Origin of the sequence: Pseudomonas paraglycinae (assembly GCF_021601625.1) — a bacterium.
Taxonomy (GTDB): domain Bacteria; phylum Pseudomonadota; class Gammaproteobacteria; order Pseudomonadales; family Pseudomonadaceae; genus Aquipseudomonas; species Aquipseudomonas paraglycinae.
The window spans coordinates 1-24610 of record NZ_BQHR01000031.1 but is presented as its reverse complement, the minus strand read 5'-3'; the positions used below and the strand labels follow the sequence as shown (position 1 = coordinate 24610).

At 62.2% G+C, this 24610-nt stretch carries 25 protein-coding genes; 12 read left to right on the top strand and 13 right to left on the bottom strand.

Features of this window, described 5'->3' with window-relative positions:
- Nucleotides 1-12: 12 nt before the first annotated feature.
- The 4 genes from L6D82_RS27885 to L6D82_RS27870 all read right to left on the bottom strand — a co-directional run bounded on the left by L6D82_RS27885 (nucleotide 13) and on the right by L6D82_RS27870 (nucleotide 3636).
- On the bottom strand, nucleotides 13-2412 hold the full coding sequence (locus L6D82_RS27885) for an autotransporter family protein (protein ID WP_236192080.1): 2400 nt from the start codon (nucleotides 2410-2412) through the stop codon (nucleotides 13-15).
- A gap of 200 nt (nucleotides 2413-2612) precedes the next feature.
- Nucleotides 2613-3020 carry a response regulator gene (locus L6D82_RS27880; protein ID WP_134023504.1) on the bottom strand — a complete coding sequence of 136 codons (408 nt, stop codon included), beginning with the start codon at nucleotides 3018-3020 and terminating at the stop codon, nucleotides 2613-2615.
- Nucleotides 3021-3083: 63 nt separating this feature from the next.
- On the bottom strand, nucleotides 3084-3296 hold the full coding sequence (locus L6D82_RS27875) for a Flp family type IVb pilin (RefSeq protein ID WP_085748608.1): 213 nt from the start codon (nucleotides 3294-3296) through the stop codon (nucleotides 3084-3086).
- A 124-nt stretch (nucleotides 3297-3420) separates the two neighbouring features.
- On the bottom strand, nucleotides 3421-3636 hold the full coding sequence (locus L6D82_RS27870; RefSeq protein WP_102688516.1) for a Flp family type IVb pilin: 216 nt from the start codon (nucleotides 3634-3636) through the stop codon (nucleotides 3421-3423).
- A gap of 332 nt (nucleotides 3637-3968) precedes the next feature.
- Here L6D82_RS27870 and cpaB point away from each other — a divergent pair, with 332 nt between their 5' ends.
- From cpaB to L6D82_RS27830, 8 genes are read left to right on the top strand one after another with little or no spacing between them, the layout of a single operon-like run.
- The gene (gene cpaB, locus L6D82_RS27865) at nucleotides 3969-4910 is read left to right on the top strand and encodes a Flp pilus assembly protein CpaB (protein ID WP_085748609.1); all 942 of its coding nucleotides are present in this window, start codon (nucleotides 3969-3971) and stop codon (nucleotides 4908-4910) included.
- Between the two features lie 20 nt (nucleotides 4911-4930).
- Nucleotides 4931-6154: a type II and III secretion system protein family protein gene (locus L6D82_RS27860; protein ID WP_085748610.1), complete on the top strand. Its 1224-nt coding sequence runs from the start codon at nucleotides 4931-4933 to the stop codon at nucleotides 6152-6154.
- A complete protein-coding gene (locus L6D82_RS27855) occupies nucleotides 6151-7341 on the top strand; it encodes a CpaE/TadZ family protein (RefSeq protein ID WP_085748611.1) in 1191 nt (396 codons plus the stop codon). Before L6D82_RS27860 ends, L6D82_RS27855 begins: the two co-directional genes overlap by 4 nt.
- Nucleotides 7338-8606 carry a TadA family conjugal transfer-associated ATPase gene (locus tag L6D82_RS27850; RefSeq protein WP_236192079.1) on the top strand — a complete coding sequence of 423 codons (1269 nt, stop codon included), beginning with the start codon at nucleotides 7338-7340 and terminating at the stop codon, nucleotides 8604-8606. The genes L6D82_RS27855 and L6D82_RS27850 overlap by 4 nt, the downstream gene beginning before the upstream one ends.
- An 18-nt stretch (nucleotides 8607-8624) precedes the next feature.
- Nucleotides 8625-9509, top strand: a complete 885-nt coding sequence (locus tag L6D82_RS27845; RefSeq protein ID WP_085748613.1) for a type II secretion system F family protein — start codon at nucleotides 8625-8627, stop codon at nucleotides 9507-9509.
- 1 nt (nucleotide 9510) lies between these two features.
- Nucleotides 9511-10395, top strand: a complete 885-nt coding sequence (locus L6D82_RS27840; RefSeq protein WP_236192078.1) for a type II secretion system F family protein — start codon at nucleotides 9511-9513, stop codon at nucleotides 10393-10395.
- A gap of 28 nt (nucleotides 10396-10423) precedes the next feature.
- Nucleotides 10424-11146: a tetratricopeptide repeat protein gene (locus L6D82_RS27835; RefSeq protein WP_085748615.1), complete on the top strand. Its 723-nt coding sequence runs from the start codon at nucleotides 10424-10426 to the stop codon at nucleotides 11144-11146.
- Between the two features lie 16 nt (nucleotides 11147-11162).
- Entirely contained in the window at nucleotides 11163-11435 is a 273-nt protein-coding gene (locus L6D82_RS27830) for a DUF3613 domain-containing protein (protein WP_085748616.1), read from the top strand.
- A 59-nt stretch (nucleotides 11436-11494) separates the two neighbouring features.
- Here the strand turns inward: L6D82_RS27830 and L6D82_RS27825 are convergent, their stop codons facing one another.
- Nucleotides 11495-12271, bottom strand: a complete 777-nt coding sequence (locus L6D82_RS27825; protein ID WP_085748627.1) for a response regulator transcription factor — start codon at nucleotides 12269-12271, stop codon at nucleotides 11495-11497.
- 125 nt (nucleotides 12272-12396) lie between these two features.
- Complete coding sequence (locus L6D82_RS27820) at nucleotides 12397-12867, bottom strand: A24 family peptidase (RefSeq protein ID WP_085748617.1); 471 nt, start codon at nucleotides 12865-12867, stop codon at nucleotides 12397-12399.
- 75 nt (nucleotides 12868-12942) lie between these two features.
- On the opposite strand from L6D82_RS27820, the gene L6D82_RS27815 reads away from it, so the two are divergent.
- Both L6D82_RS27815 and L6D82_RS27810 read left to right on the top strand, forming a co-directional pair.
- Nucleotides 12943-13389, top strand: a complete 447-nt coding sequence (locus tag L6D82_RS27815) for a TadE/TadG family type IV pilus assembly protein (protein ID WP_236192077.1) — start codon at nucleotides 12943-12945, stop codon at nucleotides 13387-13389.
- Nucleotides 13386-16133, top strand: coding sequence for a PAS domain-containing sensor histidine kinase (locus tag L6D82_RS27810; RefSeq protein ID WP_102688521.1), 2748 nt, complete (start codon nucleotides 13386-13388; stop codon nucleotides 16131-16133). Before L6D82_RS27815 ends, L6D82_RS27810 begins: the two co-directional genes overlap by 4 nt.
- On the opposite strand, the gene L6D82_RS27805 is transcribed toward L6D82_RS27810, so the two are convergent.
- The 5 genes from L6D82_RS27805 to L6D82_RS27785 all read right to left on the bottom strand — a co-directional run bounded on the left by L6D82_RS27805 (nucleotide 16130) and on the right by L6D82_RS27785 (nucleotide 20567).
- Nucleotides 16130-18127: a pilus assembly protein TadG-related protein gene (locus tag L6D82_RS27805; RefSeq protein ID WP_236192076.1), complete on the bottom strand. Its 1998-nt coding sequence runs from the start codon at nucleotides 18125-18127 to the stop codon at nucleotides 16130-16132. The two genes, L6D82_RS27810 and L6D82_RS27805, sit on opposite strands and share 4 nt — an antisense overlap.
- A gap of 149 nt (nucleotides 18128-18276) precedes the next feature.
- Nucleotides 18277-18834: a DUF4136 domain-containing protein gene (locus L6D82_RS27800; RefSeq protein WP_007951006.1), complete on the bottom strand. Its 558-nt coding sequence runs from the start codon at nucleotides 18832-18834 to the stop codon at nucleotides 18277-18279.
- A gap of 54 nt (nucleotides 18835-18888) precedes the next feature.
- Nucleotides 18889-19503, bottom strand: a complete 615-nt coding sequence (locus L6D82_RS27795; protein ID WP_085748621.1) for a DUF4136 domain-containing protein — start codon at nucleotides 19501-19503, stop codon at nucleotides 18889-18891.
- 12 nt (nucleotides 19504-19515) lie between these two features.
- Entirely contained in the window at nucleotides 19516-20265 is a 750-nt protein-coding gene (locus L6D82_RS27790; RefSeq protein WP_134023486.1) for a methyltransferase, read from the bottom strand.
- A complete protein-coding gene (locus tag L6D82_RS27785; protein WP_236192075.1) occupies nucleotides 20265-20567 on the bottom strand; it encodes a MazG-like family protein in 303 nt (100 codons plus the stop codon). Before L6D82_RS27785 ends, L6D82_RS27790 begins: the two co-directional genes overlap by 1 nt.
- Before the next feature lie 143 nt (nucleotides 20568-20710).
- Here L6D82_RS27785 and L6D82_RS27780 point away from each other — a divergent pair, with 143 nt between their 5' ends.
- Both L6D82_RS27780 and L6D82_RS27775 read left to right on the top strand, forming a co-directional pair.
- Entirely contained in the window at nucleotides 20711-21004 is a 294-nt protein-coding gene (locus L6D82_RS27780; protein WP_007951010.1) for a hypothetical protein, read from the top strand.
- 37 nt (nucleotides 21005-21041) lie between these two features.
- Nucleotides 21042-22391: an MATE family efflux transporter gene (locus tag L6D82_RS27775; protein ID WP_102718484.1), complete on the top strand. Its 1350-nt coding sequence runs from the start codon at nucleotides 21042-21044 to the stop codon at nucleotides 22389-22391.
- Nucleotides 22392-22400: 9 nt separating this feature from the next.
- On the opposite strand, the gene L6D82_RS27770 is transcribed toward L6D82_RS27775, so the two are convergent.
- Both L6D82_RS27770 and L6D82_RS27765 read right to left on the bottom strand, forming a co-directional pair.
- On the bottom strand, nucleotides 22401-23195 hold the full coding sequence (locus tag L6D82_RS27770) for a DUF4123 domain-containing protein (RefSeq protein ID WP_236192074.1): 795 nt from the start codon (nucleotides 23193-23195) through the stop codon (nucleotides 22401-22403).
- Nucleotides 23192-24541 (bottom strand): type VI secretion system Vgr family protein, encoded by a 1350-nt coding sequence (locus L6D82_RS27765; RefSeq protein WP_134023480.1) that lies wholly within the window; start codon nucleotides 24539-24541, stop codon nucleotides 23192-23194. Before L6D82_RS27765 ends, L6D82_RS27770 begins: the two co-directional genes overlap by 4 nt.
- Nucleotides 24542-24610: the final 69 nt, after the last annotated feature.

Below are 24610 nucleotides of genomic sequence, written 5' to 3'. Positions count from 1 at the left end.
GCGACCGCTGAATCAGAAGGCGTAGCGTACTTTTGCCGTGAAACCGTCAGCGTCAAAACCGCTGGCGGTCATGTAGTTGTACGACCCGCCGACACTCCACGCGCCCATCCGGTAGTTGGCGCCCAGACCCAGTTCATAACTGTCACGCACCGGAGTGGTGCCACGGCTGGTGAACGAATCGCCACCCAACACGAACGACGACGTGGTGCCGGTCTTGTCGCCAATGACGTCTTGCCAGGCCATCAGCTTCGCTTCGGGCTCAAGGCTGCCGGTGCCCACATCGAACGCAGCGGCCAGACGTGCACCGACACCCATTTCGCCCACTTCATAACGCTGACTGCCGACATTCAGCGAGGCCGAACTGCCCTTCTCGCGATAGCTGTCCATGCCCACGTTGGCGTAACGCGCCCCGACCTGCGGCTCAAGCACCACATCCGGCATCAGGTGCACGCTGTAACCGGCCAGCGCGCTGACGCCGAACACATTGCTGTCGTAATCACCCTTGGCGCGGGTGCCGGCGATGTAACGGCGCGACTCGTTGTCGTTCCAGCCGTACATCAGCGACGAATCGACGAACCAGTTGTCGTGGGTCCAGTTGCCGTACAGGGTCAACGCATGGCCGGTGACCTGGGTCTTGTTGCCGCGATCGGATTTCACATCGGTGTCGAGGTAGCTGTACGCCAGACCGACCGCCAGATCGGCATTCAACTGACCATCGGCACCCACGGCGATGCCATGGCTGTCGGCATCGTAACCACTGACACCACGACGCTCATCCTGGTTGGCATCACTGCTCAAGGCTTGCAGCCAGACACCTTTGTCTGTCGGCACGCCGGCGTTACGGGCGCGACTGGAACGCTCATTGATGACACCCGACACCAGCGTCTGACTGTTGGTAGCCGCGTGAAGCACCCCACGGCTGACATCCGGGCTGAGGGTTTCGGACAACCGCGCCAGTTGCGCATCGGTGCTGGCGTTGGCGAACGCCTGGAACACCGGATCCTGCTCATCGAGCCGCGACAACAGACTCGACACGCGGCCCACTGCCGTTGCCGCATTGCGACTGCCGCCCGCCACAAGGGTATTTTGCGCCAGCACCTCTTCGGACTTGTTGGTCACCACCGAGGTGATGTCGCTGCCCACAGCCCCGAAACTCTTCACATCCAGCAAAGCAGAGGAAGACGTCACGGTGAGGTTATTGCCGCCGACAAGACTGCCCGAGCTGATCAGGGTGTACTTCGTACCACCCGGCGTCACCCGGAAATCACTGGAACGCGCCAACAGACGCAACGTCGCACCCGGCGCGATATCGGTAGTGCCCGTGACCTTCAACACCGGCAGCGCCGGATTGGTGTCATTGCCCAGGTACATTTCCAGCACCGAGTCGGACTCTTCCATGTCGAAGTCACCGATGATCGTGGTGTGCGGCTTTACCAGCGTCAGCGTGCCGTCCTCGATGGTCACGTAACCGGACTTGATGGTCGAACCGTCGAAAACCGCATCGCCGTCGATGATCACGCCGGACAGGCCGATCAGATCCCCTTTAACCGTACCGCCGAAAAAGTCGAAATAACTTTCGCCATCATCGACCTGGATTGCCGCCGTGCCACCCTCGATCGAACCGAACAGTTGATAAATGGTGAAAGGACTCGCACCCACTGCCTGACCGCTGACGTGCACGCCAATGGACTCGCCGGAAATCGTGCCGTAGTTGGACAGGTTCAAGATCGCTGTACTGGCAGAGGTATTGAAGTTCACGCCTTCAAACGTCACCGCCTCAGCGTTCGCCCCGGTGGCGCGAATAGTCCCGAAGTTATTGACGCTCCCCTTGAGCGTGGCACCGTCAAGAAACAACCCCAGCGCGTCCGACCCGCTGGCGCTGATCGTGCCGTTGTTGCCGATGCCATTCAGTTTGGTTTGCACCAGCATCACACCGCTGGAACTCGCCCCGCTGGCCTCGATCAGCCCATCGTTGCTGAGCGAGCCGTTCAGCTCACTGCCCATATCCGAAATCCCGGTGGAGGTGCCCGATCCAGCCAGTCCATTGACCGAGATCGAACCCTTGTTGATCAGGTTCCCGGCTATTTTGCTGGGCGTCACACCGGAAGCCCCCAGCGCAATGCCCACACCAAACTTGGCCCCGTCAATGCGGATACTGTCGTTGTTACGCAACTGGTCTGCCGTCAGCCCCAAAAACTGAGCGCCATAGGTCAGCGTCGAAGGCGCGCCGGGAGCAATCGTCCCGTTGCCACGCAGGTCGATCAGACCATAGTTCTGCAGGTTGCTGTTCAATGGCCCGCCGCTCAGGTCGTAGCTCAAATTGGCGCCGGCAGCGGCAACAACGCCCGCGTGCAGCGAAGTTGCAGCAACAGACAGCGCCAGTAACGAGCGGCACAAGCGATCAGTGTTCAATCGAGATTCCCTTCCAAAACATGAAAAACAGTTTCAGCAGGGGGTATCAAATTCACTCAGGCATCCCTACCGAACCCACCAGGTCGTCCGGTTTGGGCGCGGGGAATGTACACGAGCCATCATTTCGACACCATCAAAATGTCAAAGGGATGGCGTCAATTTCAAGATCGGCGTATTCGAAGTAGAAGCTGCGTGAGCACTCAGGAGACATTGACCTTTGGCTTGGGAAACAGATTGTCCAGGGTCTCCAGCAGCCGCACGTGATAGATCGGCTTGCGGAACAGGTCCAGCACCTGCAACCGCAGCATGTCGCTGACATCCTCCATGTCCGCATGCCCCGACGTCACGATCACCGGCAGATGCTGGCGCGAGGTGTGTTCGCGCAGGCGCTTGATCAGCGACATGCCGCTTTCCTCCGGCATGCGCAGATCGGTGATCACCAGGGCGATATCAGGATGGCGGGTCAGGTGATGCAGGGCGAGTTTGACCGACGTCGCGGTATGACAGGCGAAGCCTTCGCCCTCCAGCAACTCCGCCAGCTCCAGCAACGCGTCCTCTTCGTCGTCAACCAGAAGCAACTGTTGGCGGGGCTGTGAAGAAGCAGTCATTGGACAATCCCTGAGAAACTGATGGTGGAACCGAGTGTAGTGCGAGATTGGCGAGCCATCGAGTCAGGGTGTCTGTACCGGTGCAGTCTGGGCCGTACCGCCCAGCGCTACTAGAATGTTGTTGAAGATGGCCAGTACCTTCGCGCCGACCGGCGTCACGAACACCACGACCACCACTGCTACCATCGCCACCACAATTGCATATTCGATGGCTGACGCCCCTTCGCTGCTGTGCAAAAACCGGCGGGCGCGCAACAGCAAGTATTCAAATAGCATGGAGGTTCTCCTTCGTGCCGGGGCACTCAGACTGCCGCATCCAGAGTCGCCTGCGATTCTCCGGTCCGGGACGCGGAACGGAAAACCTGCAGGCAGGATTCGAAGGTCAACGGGATGAACGCGATCAAGGTACGGGGCGAGTGACCGCAGTACCACCGAGTGAAACCAGAACGGAGTTGAAGATGTTCAGAACCTTGGCGCCGATCGGGGTCACGAACACTACGACCACCACCGCCACCATCGCCACCACAATCGCGTACTCGATCGCCGAAGCACCTTCTTCACTGTTGAGGAACAGCCGCACTTTGGCCGCCAGATAGTCGAGACTCATACGAAACATACGTCAACTCCTTCGCGCCTTTGGCGCCGATGTCACGCTACAGCGGCAAGGTTCCACCGTGCCATTTGAGCATTGTCAACAAACCCCCTCCCAACAACTGTAAGAACGGATTAATCACAAAGGATTAATCGCTTCGTCATCCCCTGCTTTTCGACTGCTAATTGGCCAACACCCATACTTTCGTGGGTTATTTGCCTGTCAGAAATGGCGTTTTGGCTTGTTTCAGCTAGCGTGGAAATAGCGAAATAGTTGGATGTTCATAGCTGCCTGATTGCGATGTTCCCTTGGTAGGAAGTGCGGGCTGGTAGTGCAGCAGGAAAGGGAGAGCCGTCATGAACAGTCGTGTGACCATGGGCCTTGCAGCGTTGCTTTTACTGGGCGCCATCGTTGTCGGATATTGGGGCCTGGTGCTCAGCCGCCAACCCGCTCCGGTGGCCGAGGCTCCCGCGCCGACGGTGGTCACCGTCGAAACAACCGTCGCTGCCGCCGAAGACCAGACCCGTCAACCTGTCGTGGTGCTGGTGCGTGACGTCCCGCCATTCACCCCTCTTGCTGCCGCCGACCTGGCCGTTGAAAAACTGCTCAGCGCCCCTGCCGGCAGCCTCGGCACAATCGAACAGGCCGTGGGCCGCACTCCGTGGCGCCACCTGAGCGCCGGCACCTGGCTCAACGAAGAAAGCTTCGAGGCCGGCGGCACACTGGCGCGCATGATCCATAAAGACGAGCGCGCGCTGGCCGTGTCGGTCGATGAAGTGATCGGCGCAGCCGGGCAGTTGATCCCCGGGGATTACGTCGACGTGTTGTTGTTCCTGCGCCAGGACGCCGCCAATCCGCAGCAGTCGGCGCAGATCGTTGTGCCAGCCATGCGCGTGCTCGGTGTCGGCGAGCAATACGGCCTGACCAATGACGGCCAACCGTCCGCCCCTGCGTTGAGTGCCGACGACAAGATCAAACAGGACCAGCGCCGGCTTACCGCGCGCACCGTGGTGCTGGCGGTGCCTGAACAATTGTTGAGTCGAATGATGCTCGCCACCCAGGTCGGGACGTTGCGCCTGGCCGTACGCAGCAGTGAGGAACAGCGCCTGGCCAAGTATTGGGCCGGCGAAAGTCAGGCACCGGAAAAACTGGTCGCCGCCAACAGTCAACTCTTCCAGTTCACGCAGCTGGCGCTGGGGACAACGCCGAAAGCGTCGTCGAGCGGCGACCAAGCTGTGGCGGCACGACCCGCAGTGGAAGTGATTCGCGGCAATCAGACCAACCAACAAAACCCATGACTGAGCAAGGATCCAAGTGCATGCAGAGTCGTTCCTGGCCGACCTTCAATCCCGTGCTCCGGGCCTTGCTGCTGATGGGACTTTCAATCAATGCTGCGCACGCGGCCACCGGCAACTGCGCGGCCCTCGGACGCTTGCCGCCGGTGATCGAAATCAACGAAGGCTGGCAACAGGACATGCAGTCACCGGTGGCGATCACACGCCTGGCCATCGGCGATCCGAAAATCGCCGACGTGCATGCCAATGGCAATTCCTCGTTCCTTCTGACCGCCGTGGCGCCGGGCGCGACCAGTCTCATGGTCTGGACCGGCTGCTCCAGAGAGCCGCGCCAGAGCATGGTGTTCGTCAAGGGCGCCGCCACCTCGGCCCTCACCAACACCAGTGCGCTGCCGTCGGATGATGCGCTGTTGCCCTCGCAGGTGCAGACCGACATTCGTTTCGTCGAAGTCAGCCGCACCAAGCTCAAGCAGGCCTCGGCTTCGCTGATCGGCACCCGCGGTAATTTCCTGTTCGGTTCCCCCGGTACCCTGCCGCCCATCGACGGCGTTCCGCAACCGCGATTGCCGGTGGACAACTCGCTGTTCAACTTCTCGTGGATCGGCGGCAAGACCATGGCGATCATCAATGCCCTGGAAGGCAGTGGGTTCGCCTACACCCTGGCGCGGCCAAGCCTGGTGGCTCTCAATGGGCAAAGCGCAAGCTTCCTCGCAGGCGGGCAGATTCCGATACCGGTGCCCAGTTCCGGCAGTGACAACGTATCGATCGAATACAAGGAATTCGGCATCCGCCTTACCCTGACGCCCACCATCATCAGCCACGATCGCATCGCCCTGAAGGTGGCGCCGGAAGTCAGCGAACTGGATTTCAGCAACGCGGTGAACATCGCCGGCACCACGGTGCCCGCCCTGACCATTCGCCGCACCGACACCAGCATTTCCCTCGCCGATGGTGAGAGTTTTGTCATCAGCGGTTTGATCAGTACCAGTAACAGTTCCCAGGTCGACAAGTTTCCCGGGCTGGGCGATATCCCGGTGCTCGGGGCCTTTTTCAAAAGCTCGCAGATCAAGCGCGAAGAGCGCGAGCTGCTGATGATCGTCACCCCGCATCTGGTGCGCCCGCTCTCGGCGGAGGCGCAACTGCCGTCGTTGCCGGGTGAAAAACTGCGCAACTACGACCCGAATTTCTACCGCATGTTCTTCCTGGAAAACGGTAACTTCGACAAGCGCAGCGGGTTGTCCCAATGAGCCAGAGCCTGAGTCAGACCTTCCTCGCCATCACCCGCAACAGCACCGATCTGGAATGGCTGCAAAGCGCGCTTGCACCGCTGGGCCAGGTGGTCAGTGCCGGTGGCGGCAGTCTCGACGAATTGCTCGCTCTGGTGGACGTCACCTTCGCCAGTCTGGTGTTCGTCGGCCTCGACCGCGAACACGTGGTGGCCCAGAGCGCGCTGATCGAGGGCGCGCTGGAGGCCAAGCCGATGCTGGCGATCGTTGCCCTCGGCGACGGCATGGACAACCAGTTGGTACTCAACGCGATGCGCGCCGGGGCAAGGGATTTCGTCGCCTATGGTTCGCGCTCCAGCGAAGTGGCCGGGCTGGTGCGCCGCTTGAGCAAGCGTCTGCCGCCAGCGCCCCACAACACGCAACTGGGTGGCCTGACGGTTCTGTACGGGGTGCAGAGCAGTTCCGACGGCGCGTTACTGGCTAACCATATGGCGCTGGTGGTGCAAAAGAGCGGGCAGCAGACGCTGCTGCTGGATCTCGGTCTTCCCCGTGGCGACAGCCTGGCGTTGCTGGGGCTGGAGAGTTCGTTCCACTTCGGCGATGCCTTGCGCCACCTGCGCAGGCTCGACGCCACACTGATCGACAGTGCATTCACCAGCACCGAAGCGGGGCTGCGGATTCTGGCGTACGCCGACAATGACGAACCGCTGGAGAGCACCAGTGCCGCCGAGCTGTTCATGTTGCTCAGCGCGTTGCGCCAGCACTTCCAGCACATTGTCGTGAACCTCACCGGCCAGCCCGACAGCGAAGCCCTGCGCACCTTTGTCAGCCATTGCGACAAGCTGATCTGGTACACCGACCAGAATGTTCTCGATTGCCGGCGCAACCTGGCGGTGTTCAATCTGTGGCGGGAAAAAGGCATGAAGCTCGACCACGGGCGGCTGCTGGTCGATCGCTATTTGAGCAACGTCGCGCCGGATGCGGACACCCTCGGCAAGACCTTCAACCTGGAAGTGATCGCGGTGCTGGCCTTGAGTCCGGAGCTGCGCATGAATGCCAAGAACCAGGGCGTCAGCCTGTTTGAACTGGCACCCCGGGAGAAACTCACCCAGAGCCTGCGGGTGCTCGGCGAACGGCTGGCCAAACGCTCCGAAGGCTTGGCCAAACCCAAGGTCACCTGGTTCGACCGGTTGCGAGGCACCTCATGAGCCCGGAAAAACTCTTCGGTGCACCGGCGCGGGGCCAGTCGGGCAACACTGACCACGAAGGTCTGAAACTGGTCCTGCATCGCTACATCATCGATGCCATCGAGGAGTCCGGAAAAAACCTGCTGGAAGGTTCGCGGCAGTTGCTGGCGCAATTCGTCACCGACAAGGTCGCCGAATACATCGCCCGTCTGCATCTGGCGATTTCGCGCTACGAGATGGAGCGGCTGGCGGAAGAAATCGTCGATGAACTGACCGGATTCGGCCCGCTGGAAGTGCTGCTGCGCGACACCGCCGTAACCGAAATTCTGGTCAATGGCCCGCACCGGGTGTTCGTCGAGCGCGAAGGCGTACTGCATCAGAGTGACCTGCGCTTCATCGATGCGCACCACGTCGAACGGGTCATGCAGCGCATTCTCGCGCCACTCGGTCGGCGGCTGGACGAGTCTTCGCCGATGGTCGATGCACGTCTGCCGGACGGCAGCCGGGTCAACGCGATCATCCCCCCGATCGCCCTCGACGGCCCGTGCCTGTCGATTCGGAAATTCCGCAAGGACATGCTCAAGAGCAACGACCTGATCGCGATGCAGACCATCGACCTGCCGATTTTCGAGTGCTTCCAGGAGGCCGTGGGCAAGCGCTGCAACATCCTGATCAGCGGCGGCACGGGCACCGGCAAGACCACGCTGCTGAATATCCTCAGCCAATTGATCAACCCCCACGAACGATTGGTGACCATCGAAGACGTCGCCGAGCTGCAACTCGGCCATCCCCACGTGGTGCGTCTGGAAACTCGCCCGCCCAATGCCGAGGGCCATGGCGAGGTCAAGGCCAGCGACCTGATCCGCAACGCCCTGCGGATGCGTCCGGACCGGATCATTCTCGGCGAGATCCGTGGCGTCGAAGTGCTCGATGTGCTCACGGCGATGAACACCGGTCACGACGGTTCAATGAGCACGGTACACGCCAACAACGCCCAGGATGCACTGCTGCGGCTGGAAACCCTGGTCGGCCTGACCGGGCGCACGGTGGCCGAACGCACCCTGCGGCAGATGATCTGCGCGGCACTCGACGTAATCATTCAGTTGACCCGCATGCCCGACGGCCGCCGCTGTGTCAGTGAAGTGGTGGAAGTAGTCGGCGTGCGTGAAGACGTGTACGTCACCAACACCTTGTTCCGTCTGGATCGACGCACCGGTTTCGGCTTCCTGCGCGAAGCGGTCAACCCGGCCGGCGACAAGTTGCGGCACGAGTCGAGTCTGGGCTGAGCGCATGGAGCCTTCGTCATGATCGGACCGGTGATCCTGATCGTCCTCTGCCTGCTGTTGCTGGGGCTGTCGATTCGACTGTTCCTGCAGGGCGTGCGCAAGACTGCCAACGAGCGAGTGCTCTCTCGCCTCGCCGCCGGGCAGCCGCAAGCAGCCGCCGAAAAATCCTCGTGGACCGGGCTGGAGCGGATGTTCCTGCGCGCCGGCCTCGGCCGGCCGAACGAGCACTTTGGGCTTTGGCTGTCGTTGTGGGTCGTGGCCATGATGCTGGGTTACCTGCTGGCCGACTGGATCGGTCTGCTGGTGCTGATACTGGCGCCGCCGCTGATTTTGCGGTTGTACATCGCGTGGCGATATCGTCGCCGGCTCAATCGGATGATCGAACAGTTGCCACAGTTGCTCGACCACACCGTGCGCAGTCTCAAGTCCGGCCGGACCCTGACCGATGCAGTGATGGGCGGCATCGAAACCAGTGAGGATCCGTTGAAAACCGCAATGGGCCGGGTGCAGCGCAACGTGCAGTTGGGGGTGAACCTGCCGGATGCGGTCAGTGATTTTGCCGAGCTCTACGAGCAGGACGAACTGCGCATGTTCGCCCTGGGCCTGAAGGTCAACCATCGCTACGGCGGCAACGCCAGCGAGTTGCTGGAGAACCTGATCAAACTGATTCGCGAGCGCGACCAAGGTGCCCGCCAACTGCGCGCCCTGACCGGCGAAACCCGGATGACCGCGTGGGTACTCGGATCGCTGCCGGTGATTCTGGTCAGCTACTTCATGCTGACCAATCCCGGCTACATGCTCGGCATGTGGAACGACTCGGGCGGTCGGACCATGTTGATCGTTGCGGTGGTGTTGCAGGTCTCCGGTTGCCTGGCGCTGTGGCGCATGTTGAGGAGTGTCTGACATGCTGATGCTGGCCAGTCTCATGCTGTTGCTCGGGGCGCTGTTGCTGGTCGGCAATCACCTGCTGACCGAGCGGCGTCGGGTGCGTCAGGTCAACCAGCGTCTGCACGGACATCTGGTGCGCGAGAACCGTTTCGGCAACTGGTTACGGGCGCTCGGCAGCAGCCGGTTCGGCCAGCGCTCGGTGAGCATCGACAGCGAAACCCAGACCCTGCTCAGCCGTCTCGGCTGGCGCCGCGCCAGTGAGCGCTCGTTGTTTGCCGCCTGCCAGATCGGCACGCCGCTGCTGACACTGGGGCTGGGGCTGTTTCTGAAGGAAGTATTTTTCCCCCTCGCACCCAACGGCTGGCTGGTGCCGATGATCGCCACCGGCGTCGGCTATCTGCTGCCCAAACGTCTGTTGGCGTATGCCGCTGCCCGTCGGCAGAAAATCATTTCGGTGGAAGTGTCGACGTTCATTCCGCTGCTGCGGATCCTGTTCGAGTCCGGCATGGCCGTCGAGCAGGCCCTGCGCGTGCTCAGCACCGAAGGGCAAAAACTACTGCCGGAGCTGACCAGCGAACTGCGCCTGATTCTGGCCCGTGTCGACTCGGGCCTGGAACTCGGGCAAGAGCTGAACAAAGCGGCCGTGATGCTGGCGGTGGATGAGTTCACCGACACCTGCGTGATCCTGCAACAACTGATTCAACAGGGCGGCGGTGCGATGAAATCGCTGCTGGCGCTCAAGCAACTGCTGGATGACCGACGCCTGACACGCTTGCAGGAATACATCTCGAAGATGTCGGCAAAGATGTCGGTGGTCATGATGCTGCTGCTGTTTCCGGCCTTGCTGATCGTTTTGGCGGGCCCCGGTTTTACCGCAATCACCCGGGCGTTTGCGTCCTGAGAATGACAATGGCGATGGAGAGCGATGGATGAAAGCACTGATGGTCGTGGCAAGTCTGTTGCTGCTCGGCGGCTGCGCAACGGACGGTCAGGCGCCGTGGACGACGATGCTGGCGCCGGCCAGTTGCAGCAAGTTGAGTTCCGAACAGGAGCTGTCGCTGAACCTGGCCGATGACCTGGTCAACGACGGCAAGCTGCACGCCAGCCTGGCCAACCTGCAGGGCCTGCCCGACAACCTCGTCGAAGTGCGACTGCGCAAGGCCAAGGTCTATCGCCTGCTGGGGCGCAGCGAAGCCGAGCCGCTGTATCGCAGCCTGCTCGGCACGTGCCTGAACGCCGACGCCGAACATGGCCTGGGCCAGCTGTATGCCGCCCGTGGCGACAACGGACAGGCACAGGCCCACCTGCAACGGGCGGCGCGGCTGGCGCCGACCAATGAAAACATCCGCAACGATCTGGGCGTGGTGTACCTCAATCAGCTGCGGCTCGAAGACGCTCGTTTCGAGTTTCTGACGGCCATCGAGTTGAAGCAGAACAATCAATTGGCGACGCTGAATCTGGTCACCCTGTTGCTCTATCAGAACAACTGGCAGCAGGCCGCGGAAGTGGTCAGCCGCGCGCACCTGACCCCGGAGCAGTTCACCGATGCCCAGGAACGCGCGGAGAAACTCAAGTCGCCGGTCAAGGCCAGACCCGTCGCTGGCAATCAGGTCGCGGTGGCGGCTGACGCGCAACCGGCGACGATCAAGTGAGCCTCAAGGAGGTGCCATGAACACGTTAAAAACGCTGTGCTGCCTGAGCCTGCTGAGTCTGCCGCTCGGCGCGCTGGCCATCGACGCCGGCCCGGCCTCGGCCCAGCAGCAGGAAACCGAAGGCTGGCTGTTGCTGCAAAGCCGCAACAAGGCCGCGTCCCCCGATCCGCAGGCGGCCACGGCCACCGAGCGTGAGCTGGCGATGCAGCGCTGGCTGAAGAAGTACCAGTACGAAATCCCCGACTTCTATGACCCGGATGCCGGGGGCAAAATCGAGACAAAAAACTGATTCGAGGAAGACGCCTTGGCGACTGCCCCGGTCGACCCAAGGGCCGCCGGGGACATCAATCAGTGCGCCGTAACTCGCTGCCGCAGAGCCGCCGCACTCGGCGACAAGGCCAACGCCAGTTGCGTGCGGTTGTGCATGTGAGTCAGACGCAACACTTGCGAAACGTAGAGCTTCACAGTGTTTTCGGTAATGCCCAGCTCACAGGCAATCTGATAATTGGTTTGACCCTTGCCCACCAGGCGCGCCACGTCCAGTTGCCGTGGCGACAGCTGATTGAAGATCTCGGGAATCTCCAGTTCACCGGCCCCACGGGTGGCTTCGTCACTGACAGGAGCCGGGCCGCGACGCACCTTGTCCAGATCCTGATAGAGATCATCGATGGACGACGACAGGTCCTGAAGCTTTTGATTCAGATGGCCAAGTTGCAGGGTTTTCTGCCGTTCCTGCAACACCGCTTCCTGGCGTTGCAGGCCTTCGAGCAGTTCATCCAGATTGACCGGTTTCTGGTAATAGTCGGCAATCCCGGCGCGCAGGGCCTTGATCACGTCCTGCTTGTCCGCCCGACCGGTGAGCATGATGGCTTCGAACGCCCGGTGTTTGCCGGCCAGCCGTTGCAGTTCCTGCACCAGTTGAATGCCATCCATGTCCGGCATGTGCAGATCGCACAGCACCAGTCCGATCGCGGTGTCAGCCGTAAAACGCTCGATCGCCTCCTTGCTGGACTCGCACGGAACACAACGGTAGCCGCTGCTCTCGAGAAATTCACAGAGTTCTTCGACGATCAGAGGCTGATCATCGACAACGATGACTTTTACCGCAGATGTAAGCTTGTTCACGTGCTGCTCCATGCCCGGGCCAAAGCTGACCATTCCTGTACTGTCAGCCACTGGCTGTATAACTCGTTACTTTGAAGGTAGACCCACTTTCCGACTATGTACATAAGACTAGTGGCGCTTGGCGACTAATGGATCCAAGGTAGTGCAAGCACAAATCCGATCAGCACGAACGGCGCAAATGGCAGCTTTTTTGACATGGATGGCGCCATACATCGAAGTTGATGCCTAAGCCCTTGACTCATATGCAGCCAGACTCTTGGCGCAAGCAGAATCCAGATCAGGCTCGCCGCACCCGCACCGATAAAAATCCCGAGCAGCGAGACGCCGTCCGTCGCAAGACCAAGAGCTGTCATTAGTTTCACATCACCGGCGCCCATTCGGCCCAGAAAATACCCGGGCAACGTGAATGCCAGGGCCACGACACAAGCCCAGCCTCCCTGCCCGGCTTCGGCGCCCATCCAGGTGGTACCGAAAGACAGCAGATAGACCAGCGCAAGGGTCCCGACACCCAGCGTCAGGACGTTGGCAATCCTTCGTTGCCGGGCGTCCTGGGCCGCGCAAGCCGTCAACCAGATCAGAAGGACAAGGCTCTGCATGCGGTAAAAACCGTCCGTTTTTGCTGAATGATTCTATGCTGATACTACGCAGTGACTGTCAGGGTAGACGCACGGATGAAAACCGGCTCTCGGAAGGCGCAAAAAGGTGCGGTGGCGATCGAGTTCGCCCTGGTGTTCGTGATCTTTTTCGCGGTGTTTTACGGTCTGGTCAGCTATGCCCTGCCGTTCGTGCTGATGCAGACGTTCAACCAGGCCACAGCCGAAGCCATACGCCGCGCCGTGGCGGTTGACCCGACAATTCCCAACTATTCAACCGTGGTGGTCAGCACCGCCAATGCCGCGCTGAGCCAACAATTGTCGTCAACGCTGCCTTCTCTGAATGTGGTGGTCGGCACTGATACGTCAACGGTCTATGACCCGACGGCGGGCACGCTCACCGTCAGCGTCAATTACCCGGTGAGCAAACTCAATCTGGTCATTCCGTTTCTGGTGTTGCCGGGCATCGGCGCGGTCCCCAGCCTGCCCACCAACCTGACCGCCATTTCGAGCCTGAAATTTTGACCCCGGGTGACAACCTGCTCGGCCGCCTGCTCAAGCGGGGCATGGTCGCCAGCGACTTGCCAGACGCACTCGGCACCCCGCTGACGGGCCTGCACATCCACCTCGACAGCGAAGGCGGCGTATTGCAAATGGCTGGCCCGTTACGCCTGCTGCTGACGCAACAGACGCCCCGTGACAAACCATTGCCGTTGCGCGACTACCTGCTGGCGCACAGCACGCTGGCCATCGAGGGTCGGCCGCAGGACTGGCAAGGCCACCTGCTGGATCTGGACTTCCACGGCCTCGGCGAGCAGACCTTGCAACTGCGCGGCTGGGTCCAGCCGCTGGGCAATGGCTGGCTGCTGCAACTGATCGACATCGCCGACCTGTTGTCCGAACGCCAGCAAGCGCATCAGCGCGAGGCGTGCCACATGATCGCCGAGCAGATCAGCAAGCAGTTGCGAAGCTGCAGCCTGGGACGATTGCCGATGCTCGTCAGCGAACAATTGCAGGTGATCGCCCAGCGCTGGCAGATCCCGTGCCTGGCACTTGCCCTGCTCGATGAACAGGAACAGGGCTGGCAGATCCATCAGCAATTCCACGCCCATGACGCCCCGGCGCTGTGGCATGACGGCCAGCGTCTGGGCACGCCGCTCGACAGCCTCAATGGCACCGGCCCGCAACGCCTGGGTGAACATTACGGCCAGTACGAACACTCGCGGGTCCAGGGCCTGTTCGGCAATGCCGAAGGCTTCGCCGTACCTTACAGCGATGATCGAGGCGTGATGGCGTGGCTGCTCTGCGGTTTTTACGCGGTGGACAAGACCGCGCCGTACCTGACCGACCGCGACTGGCTGATGCTGGCGGGCGCACTGGCCGGCCCCCTGCTCGGTCGCTTGCGCGAACAACAGCATCAACTGCAGCTGGAACGGCTGGAGTCATTGCAGTCGCTGCTCGGCACCGGATGGTGGGAAATCAGCACGAGCGAGCAGATTCAACTGGCCCCGACGCTGGCCGCCACTCTGCAACAGGACAGCTCGACGCTGACGCTCGACACCTGGCTGACACTGATCCATCCCGCCGATCGCGAAGAGGTCCGCAGCCGCCTGCAAGCATTGCAAATGCACGGGGAAATCCTCGACCTGTGCGTGCGCCTGCATGCTCGCGACACGAGCCAGACGCCGGCGTGGTATCGCCTTCAGGGGCAAGTCACCGGCACCGGCGAGCATCGGCGTCTGGTGGGTTTCATGCTCGACATCAGCGACATCAAGAACCAGCAGCAACTGGCCGCCGCCGCCCATGCGCGGCTGGACAACCTGATCGCCAGTTCACCAGCGGTGATTTACGTCCAGCACTACGTCGAAGGCGCCCTGCTGCCGGCGTTTTTCAGCGCCAGCCTGCAACCGCTGCTGGGCTGGAGCCTGGAAGACTGCGATGCCAGTGCGCTGGCAGAGCGGATTCACCCGGATGACCGCACCCTGTATTTCGAACGCACCCGGCAACTGCTGCGCGAAGGCTCGGTGCGCGCCCGCTATCGGATGCGCGACAGTCGCGGCGACTATCACTGGCTGCTTGACGAAGCCCGGCTGTTGCGCAATGACCTCGGGCTGCCGGTGGAGGCTGTCGGCTTGTGGCTGGATGTCACCGAAGCGACGCTGGCCGCCGAGCAGGTCAAGCAGAGTGAAGAACGCTACCGGATTCTGGTCGAGGACTCGCCGGCGATGATCTGCCGCTATCGCCCGGACCTGATCCTGACGTTCGGCAACCGGCCGCTGGCGACCTATCTGGAATGCGCTCCCGAAGACCTGGCCGGGGTCGACCTGGGCAGCTGGATGTCCGAGGTTCAGCGCGCGGCCTTCGTTGAGCGCCTGGCGCAGTTGACTCCGCAATCTCCCGTCAGCACCGCCGAAATCAATCTGCAATTGCCGGGGCGCGAACATGCGTGGTGGGTGTGGTCGGATCGCGGCGTGTTCGATGAGCACGGCAAACTGATCGAAGTCCAAGCCGTTGGCCGCGACAACACCGAAGTGCGCCGCTCCCAGCAGCAACTCACGCAAAGCGCAAAAATGGCCACCCTTGGCGAAATGGCCACCGGTCTGGCCCACGAAATCAATCAGCCGCTGAACGTCATGCGCATGGCCATCGTCAACGTGCAGAAGCGCCTGAGCAACGGCGATGTGCAGATCGATTACCTGACCGACAAACTCAATCGCATCGACGCTCAGGTGCAGCGCGCCGCCAAAGTGGTGGATCACATGCGGGTGTTCGGTCGCCGCTCCGAGATCGAGCAGCAGCTGTTCAACCCGGCCAGCGCCATCGAAGGCACGTTGTCACTGCTGGCCGAAGGCATGCGCGGCAAAGGCGTGGATTTGCGCATCAGCGAGACCGCGTTCGAGGTTCAGGTACGCGGGTACGTCGATCAGCTTGAACAGGTGCTGATCAACCTGATGGTCAACGCCCGGGATGCGCTGCTGGGCAAACGCGAGTGCGACCCAACGTTCAAGCCGTGGATTGCGATCTACGCCGAGCGCGACGAGCAGAAGGTGCGACTGTGGGTCGAGGACAACGGCGGCGGTATCGACCCGCGTCTGCTGGAGCGGATTTTCGAACCGTTCTTCACCACCAAACCGATAGGCGTCGGTACCGGCCTTGGGTTGTCGGTGAGTTACGGGATCATCGAGAACATGGGCGGCCACTTGAGCGTGCGCAACTCGGCGGACGGTGCACGGTTCTGCATCGAACTGCCGATCGCCCCCGACGACTAGATCACCAGATACGCCTTGCCGGTCTGGCCGCAGGTCATGTTGGCGCCGACGTCGACATCCATCAGATTGATCCCCAGCCCCTTGAGCAAATTGTTCAGCAACGGATCCAGCAACGGACTCACCAGGTCGGTGATCACCGGTTGCAGGATCGTCGTAACATCGCTGATCAGGCTGGCGACGCCTGTGACAATCGCCCCCAGCGGGTTGCTGCCCTGGGGTTTGTAGACGATCAGATTGATCCCGGCGAGGGTGCTTGCCAGGCTGTTGACGATGTTGCTTGAGGGCGCGGCGGCAATCACGCTCGGCGGCAGTTTCAGGTTGGGCGGTGTGGCGAATGGTGTGGTGCTGGAAAACACCAGGTTCTGGGTGTTCTGCGCCACGCTGGTGTTGACCATGATCGCGATGCCGCCGGCGCCGTATGGCACGTGAGTGCTCGGGTCACAGCTGCCGATCCCCAGAATCTTGTGGCAGGTCACCGTGCCCAGATCCACCAGCGGCAACGGTGTGACGGTGGGTTGGGCGGCAGATGAAAAGGCGTTGGTCGGATCGATCTTGCCCACCTTGAGATCGGCAACCGAGGTGATGGTGCGGGCCGTCAGGCTTTTGGTGCCGGTGTTGTCAGTCGGGCAACTGTAATCGGTGACATAACTGATGGCGCCGCCGGCATCCAGGCTGATGTCGATCTGCGGCGAGGGCAGCAGCTTCGGGTCCAGTTGTTCACAACCGGCGCCGAGCAGGCAGCCGACCGAATTCAGTGTAGCGACCAGATTGAGGCTCAACAGCGCATTGAGCGTCGGTGTCAGCGTGCCAACCAGTCCGAGTACCGCATTGGCCAACCCGGTTACCCCGGACAGTACCGGCAGATTTACCGAAAGCAGCGTGCGAATCTGCGCAGTGCGCACATAAATCCGGTTCGGCCCGGTGGGGTTGGCCCTGGCCAGCGCCGGATCTCCGATGGCGGAAAACTGTGGCGGCTCGATGACCTTGACCCGCACCGTGACATTCGCCAGCCCCAGCACGCTGATCGGCAGCGTCGCGGCCACCGCACTCTTGCTGTTGGCCAGTTGAATCACGCCCTGGACCAGTTGCAGCAACTGCAGATTGGCATCCAGCCCGGCGGCCGTGGTGCCGGTCTGCAATTGCAGGATGTCGCCGAGTTTTACCGGTGCGGCATTGATCGCCGCCACTTGCAGCTGGCCCAGCGCGGTAATCACTTCAGCGGTGGCGCCATTGAGCTGCACCGCCGTAATCGCGGCCTGGATCAGTTGGGTCACCGTGGCCTGGGTATTGAGCAACTGGGTGTAATTGCCGGCGGCGACGTTGAGGTTGATCGCCAGTTGGTTCAGATAACTGAGCAGGTTGATATCGGTGTTGAGCAAGCCATTCCACCCCACGGCCGTCAGGTTGACGTTACCGCCAAGCAGCCCGGAAAACAGCGGGTTGAGGATGTTCGATTGCGCGGTGTTGATGCTTGCCAGGTTACTGCGGATGTTCAACTGAGCGACGGTCGGCTTGGGTTTTGCCGCCACCGCCGAAGCATAAAGCACGGTGTTGAGACTGACCGGTGTGCCACTGAACAACGCCTGCACGCCGCCGGCAAAACTGGTGGTGACGGTACGGTTGGCCGCAACCTTGACCGCCTCCGATTGTGTCGCGTCCACCGTAAATGTGCGCAGGCCGGTAGCGGCTGTCGCCAACTTTCCGCAATCGATCACAAGGACGTTGGTGGCATCGGCGACAAACCCGTTGCGCGTCGCGCTTTGCCCCGCGTAACTGGCAGCGGTGAGGCCTGGCAGGCAATTGCCGCCACGGCTGACGGCTTCCAGGGCGGCGGTGTCCACCAGGCGCTGCAGTTTGCGTTGTTCCATATACAGACGGCCGGTATCCACCACCAGCAGCATCAACACCAGCGCCAGGCTGAGGGTGGCGGCCGCCATCAGGCCGATCGCCCCCCGCTGCCGGGCTGGCCCGCCGCATTGCGGATGACGCGACATGGCGCACTCCTTTGCCGGCGCACTGCCGGGCGCAACCTCCATTGGTGGATTTGAGTGTAGACGCGCTGCACCGACACTGCTGGCAACGCGCCAGTTTCACCCGCCCATAAAAAACGGGAGCCATGGACTCCCGTTTTGTTTGCGCAGGCTCAGCGCGGAGGGTAATTCGACAGGATCCGCGCCACCGTCTCGCGGATGGCATTGCTGCGATCCGCCGGGTTCGGCGTGCGGCTGAGCATTTGCTCGTCGCTGCCGCGCCACACCAGTTTGCCGTCCTTGCCGTCGAGCAGATCGACCTGGATGGTCGCCACCTTGTAGGTGATGTTGCGGGTTTCGTTGTACATCGGTGCGCCCCAATAACCGTTCCACGGGCCACCCCAACCGCCGCCGTAGTTGGTGGTCACCTGTTGCTGCCGGTCCTCGACGATCAGGTAAGTCTGCACAAACAGATCGCCTCGGGCGCCCGAGGCGGCCGGGCGCAGACCACGCTGATCCAGTTGATCGGCGACGGCTTGCCGAATGCGTTGTTCAGTCAGGTCGCTCTTGATCCGTGGATCGTCTGGGCGGTATTGCAGGGCGGGGTCTTTCCAGCTCCAGCTGCGGTACGCGGCAAAGTCGCGGCTGGCGTCGAAGTCATGATTGACCTGGTTGGCGGCGCAGGCACTGAGCAGTGCGGCCACGGCCAGTAAAGCGAGACGGCGGAACATGGTTTTTCTCCGGTGGAAGACATGAACCTGAGGGAGCTTCTCAATTGCAGGAAGCTAACTGGGAGGATACGCCGACATGGCCTTTTCGACAGCCTCGCGAATCGCGTCGGTGCGATCACTTTGCTTGCCTTGAGTGCCGGTTTCGGCGCTGGCGCTCCAGACCGGCTGACCACTGCCGGCGTCGAACAGATCGACCCGCACCACCACGACCTGTTCCTGATAGGTACGAACGATCGGCACCGTGTTGTACATCCCGTAACCGCGGCCGTAACGGTCATAACCACCGTATCCGCCGCCGTAGTAACCGTAATCGTCCTGCACCTGACGCAGGCGGGTTTCCAGGCTCAGGTTGGCACTGACCAGCAGGTCGGCCGGGCGATTGTCATGCAACGGGCGCAGACCGCGCTGATCCAGCGCACTGCTGACGGCTTCTGCCACTTGCGCCGAGTCCGCCCAGGCTGTGCCCGGCGGCAGCTGACCGTTGAGCCACGCCCAGCTGCGATAGCGCCCGTAATCACGAGGGGGCGCGGGATAAGCGCTGCGGTCGAAGGTGGTTGCCGCTTGTGGTGGCGCCGGCGGCAACGGCCGCGACTGCGCCACGTAAGGGTTGCTGCCCTGGCAGGCGGCCAACCCCAGACAGATCAGCAGTAACCCTGAATGACCTTTCATATCTTGCTCCGATCAGATCGGCCGGCAGATCCAGTGCAAGTAGCGCCCAAGCCCGGCGAAGCTTGGGTGACGACGGTGGGCGAGTTCCATCTCGAGCAAATCAATCAACTCGGCGCGGGCCTGGAATTCCACCGGCATGTAATCGTGGAAAACCCGCACCCCGCTCTGAGTTTCGACCTGCCACAACCCGGCGAGTTGCGTTGCCAGTTCCCGTGGGTCGAGCGGCTGTTGCGGCGTCAGGCTCTGCTTTTCACCGGCCATGTCGTTCTTGCGCATTTTCTTGAAATGGCCTTTGAGCAGGTTCCGGTAAATCAGCGCATCGCGGTTGTAGAACGCCAGCGACAACCAGCCGCCGGGCTTGGTCAACTGGTGCAGCACCGGCAGGATCGCGTGCGGTTCGGCCAGCCATTCCAGCACCGCATGGCACAGCACCAGATCGTAGGGCTCGGTGAGCTGGCCGAGCAGTTCCTGCCAGGGCGCCTGAATGAACGTCGCGGTTTGCCCGGCGTCGGCAAAGCGCTGGCGTGCGCCTTCAAGCATCGGCTCGGCCGGCTCGGTGAAGGTCACCTCGTGCCCGCGCTCGGCCAGCCACAGCGACATGTGGCCCAGGCCGCCACCGATGTCCAGCACCCGCAACGGACGATCCGGCAGGGTTTCGGCGAGGTCGGCTTGCAGCACCGCCAGGCGGATCGCGCCTTTGGCACCGCCGTAGATTTTTTCGGCGAAACGGGTCGCCAACTGATCGAAATGACGGTCGCTCATCAGCTGAACCGCCGTTCGCTGTCGGCGAGTTTGCTGCGCACCACTTCATTCATGTCCAGCCCCAGTTCGCTGCACAGCAGCAACAGATAGAGAACGATGTCGCCGACTTCCTGCCCGGCGTGGGCGAGTTTGTCCGCCGGCAGTTCGCGGGACTGGTCTTCGGTCAGCCACTGGAAGATTTCCACCAGTTCGGACATTTCCACGCTGGCGGCCATGGCCAGGTTTTTCGGGCTGTGAAATTGCCGCCAGTCATTGCGGTCGCGAATGGCGTGCAGGCGTTCGGTCAGATCAACAAGGTTCATCGGGCTCTCCTGAAGGCGTATAGCTTCGGGGGGAAGCTGCGCGAAGGCAAGCGCCAGTCGCCCGTTAAAACCCTCTATGCTTGCAGGGAACTCGACCGCACCCGCTGCGGCCCAAGGCTCAGCTCTTTCATCAGGAAACAGACATGCAGGTAGAAAGCTTTTTCGAATGGCTGGGCCAGGCGCTCGGCTCGATCATCCGCTTCATCGTCGATGGCCTCAGCGGCCTGTTCAATCTGCTGGGCAACGCCGGCGGCAACTTTGTCGACGGGCTGTCGAAGGCGCTGGGCATGGACACGTCGATCATCAGCATCATCGCGCTGATCGTCGGCCTGATGCTGCTGTGGTCGGCGATCCGCGCGTTCATGAATGCCTCAATCATTGCCGGGATTATCTGGTTGCTGCTGGGATTGTGGCTGCTGAGCTGGATCATTCACTGACACCTCCCGCTACAATGCCGCTCCCCAAGGAGCCCGCATGTCCAACCTGATCGCCGACTGGCGCGACCGCCCGACCCATCGCCGGGTCTGGGCCCTCGCCGCCCCCATGATCCTCTCCAACATTTCCGTGCCGCTGGTGGCGTTGGTCGACAGCACCGTCATCGGGCATCTGCCCCACGCCCATCAACTGGGCGCGGTGGCGGTAGGTGCCAGCCTGTACACCTTTCTGGCCTGGGCCATGGGTTTTCTGCGCATGGGCACCACCGGCTTCGCCGCCCAGGCCGCCGGGCGCAGCGACGGTGCGGCCTTGCGGCAGATTCTGCTTCAGGGCCTGCTGCTGGCGATGGGGCTGGCGCTGCTGCTCGGCACCCTGGGCGTACCGTTGAGCGGGGTCGCGCTGCACTTCATGCAACCGTCGGCGGAGCTGGATCAACTGACCCGCGACTTCTTCCACACCCGGCTGTTCGGGCTGCCGGCGGCGCTGGCCAGTTATGCGCTGGTCGGCTGGTTCCTCGGCACCCAGAACGCCCGGGCGCCGCTGGCCATTCTGTTGAGCACCAACCTGATCAACATCGTGCTCAACCTGTGGTTCGTGATCGGCCTGGACTGGGGAGTGGTCGGTTCGGCCCGGGCCTCGGTGATCGCCGAATGGAGCGGCGCCCTGCTCGGCCTGTGGATGACCCGCAAGGCACTGCGCGCCTATCCCGGGCACATCGCCTGGGCCGCACTGAAAGTCTGGCAGAGCTGGCGCCCGCTGCTGGCCGTCAACCGCGACATTTTCATCCGCAGCCTGGCCCTGCAATCGGTGTTTTTCCTGATCACCGTGCAGGGCGCGCGACTCGGCGATGCCACGGTCGCGGCCAACGCGCTGCTGCTCAACGGCCTGCTGCTGACCGCCCACGCACTGGACGGTCTGGCCCACGCCGTCGAAGCCCTGTGCGGCCACGCCATCGGCGCCCGTGATCGTCTGGCCCTGCGCCGGTCGCTGGTGGTTGCCGGTGGCTGGTCGTTGCTGGCCAGCCTGGGCTTTGCAGCACTGTTTCTGTTGGCCGGCCACTTATTCATCGAAATGCAGACCGACATCCAGAGCGTGCGCGAGACCGCGTTCATTTACCTGCCCTACCTGGCCGTCCTGCCGTTGATCGCGGTCTGGAGCTACTTGCTCGACGGCCTGTTCATCGGTGCCACCCGCGCCCGGGAAATGCGCAACGGCATGCTGGCGACCGTGATCCTGCTGCTGCCGGTCGCCTGGGCGCTGCAAGGTCTGGGCAATCACGGCCTGTGGATTTCATTCCTGTTGTTCATGGTGCTGCGCAGCCTGACGCTCGGAGGGCTGGCGTGGTGGCTGCGGCGCACCGATGGCTGGTTCAACGGGGCCGCTCACTGAAGCGGCGCTTCACGACGGGTCGTTGAGCCAACGCCGACGCAACAGTTCGAGCCGTTCCCGTGGGGGCAATCCTTGCGGCAGCGGCGTCAGTTCGGCACGTGGATGCTGCAAACGCAGCCACAACCAGTCGTCCAGCAACGCCTGCTCGCTGAACCCCAGTTCCAGGCCTTGCTCCTGAAAGGAAGACATCAGCCGATAGTCGTTCCCTGTCGCCTGACTCCAGCGCCAGACATGCTGATCCAGCAGGCAACGGTGCAGGCGTTCACGCTGCTGGCGGGTCAGGCTTTGCTCGATACGCAGCGGCTCCACGGCCAGCCCCGGATTGCGCAGTTGCTGCCAGCCCTGACTGCCGCCGGCCAGATCGGCCCAGGTCCCGCCGAACCAGCGCAGCCATGCAATCGGCCCAAGCCAGCAGCTCAATTGCCGGGCATTGCAGGCATCGAAAAAGTAGCTGGCGGTCTGGCGATTGTAGAAATTGAGCAGTGCCCGGTGATTCAGACCGACGGACACGGTCAGCATCCGCTGCAAGTGTTCGCGCAACAACGACGCCGAGGCCTCGCTGCCAAACAGCAGCCCTTGCCAGGTCAGCGGATCGGCGTGGCAGAGCGCCGACAGCGCCGGGCTGTCACGCAGGTCGATCAGCCACGGGCCCTGGTCACTGACCGGTTGAAACTCCGTCCCGTCGAACAGCTTCAGGCTGTGCACACCGGCGAAACCCTGGCGCAGCGTCTGCACTGCCTGCGGCGCCTGTGCGATGTCCAGCAACAACCACTGCGCACGCTGTCCGGGGGTCGAAACACTCATCTTGCGTCGCTCGTCTTGAGCCCGCCGACCAATCGACAGCTGCACAATGACGCCGCGCAATGGCGATAACTGCCGCCACCCGGTATCAGGCACAACAACAATAACGGCTCGGCCGCTTTCAGCCATTGAGGCAGGCCCGCGCTCGCCAGACGCTCGGGCAGTGGCGGCGATGCGTCATCCTCGATGGCTTTGGTGAGTGCCGGGATCTGCAAGACACCGCTGATCACCGGCTGTTCAGGGTTGCCTTCCAGAAAGCTCACCACCACCTCTGCTCCGTCCTGCAATGATGTCATCGGCGTATCGGCCAACGCCGGAGCCAGCGGCAGCCAGCAGTGGCTGGGGCGGGCCCCTTCCCCCTGATAGAGCCAGTCGAACTGAACGGCCACCGGCCGCACCGCATCCGGTTGCGCCTCCTCGACCGATACCACCCAGGCACGTTGCGGGCTGCGCATGCGCGCCCCCAGGTGTTCAATGGGTGACCGGAACACCGGCAACCGGTCAGCGGCAAAAATCCGGTTGCTGTAAGGCGGTTCGAGCAACTGATCGGCTCGATGCTCGATTCGGCTCACCAGCCAGTGCCCATTGGCTTCTGCAAGGGGCTGGCCGGTAATCGTCAACCAGTGACCACTGCGCAGGGTTGGCGAATCGGAATGCCCCCGCGCCGTACGTGTCCGCCGCGAGCCTTCTGCGTACAGGCCGGCATGCTCGCTCAGTTGCCAGCGGCGCACTGTTGGCGACGGTTCCCCATCCCCGCAATCGAATCGCAGGTTCGCGGCGTGTGGCAGCCTGGCGGGATCGTCCCCGAACACCAGGCAATGTCCACGGTTCCCATGTTCGAAGTGATAGTGAATGCGTGCCTGCCCGCACAACCGCTGTACCAGTTGCAGATCCGACTCGCCGTACTGGGTGCAGAACGTCCGGGGCGGATACGCGCCTTGCAGGTCAAATCGGCGCCGGGTGCCACTGATACCGTGCTCCCTGAGCACCTGATCCAGAATCTGCGGCACGGAGCGGTCGCTGAAAATGCGCTGGCTGTAGCGCAGGCCCAGACAACTCAACCGAGGCCCCAGCCGCGCCCGGCACAACCGGGCGTCGCGCCCCTGTTCATGCTGGACAAGACTGTGCAACTGCCCGTGAACACCATTGCCGCAAGGCCCGAAACACAGGCGCGCCGAACGATACATCAGCCCGGCAAGGTCCAGATGCGGATCATCGACCAGCAAGTCGATCTCAAACGCAAAAGGCTCGCTGATGGCTTCGCAACCCGTGAATGCCAGGACTTCAAGCGAGTCGGACAGGCCCGCTACATCGAGACGAAACAACGGCTCGTCGGCTGGATCGAACATGGGGAATTCTCTACAGCTGTCCCTTTTACACATCTCCGAGCCCACGTGACCTCTCTGCATCTCGTATGC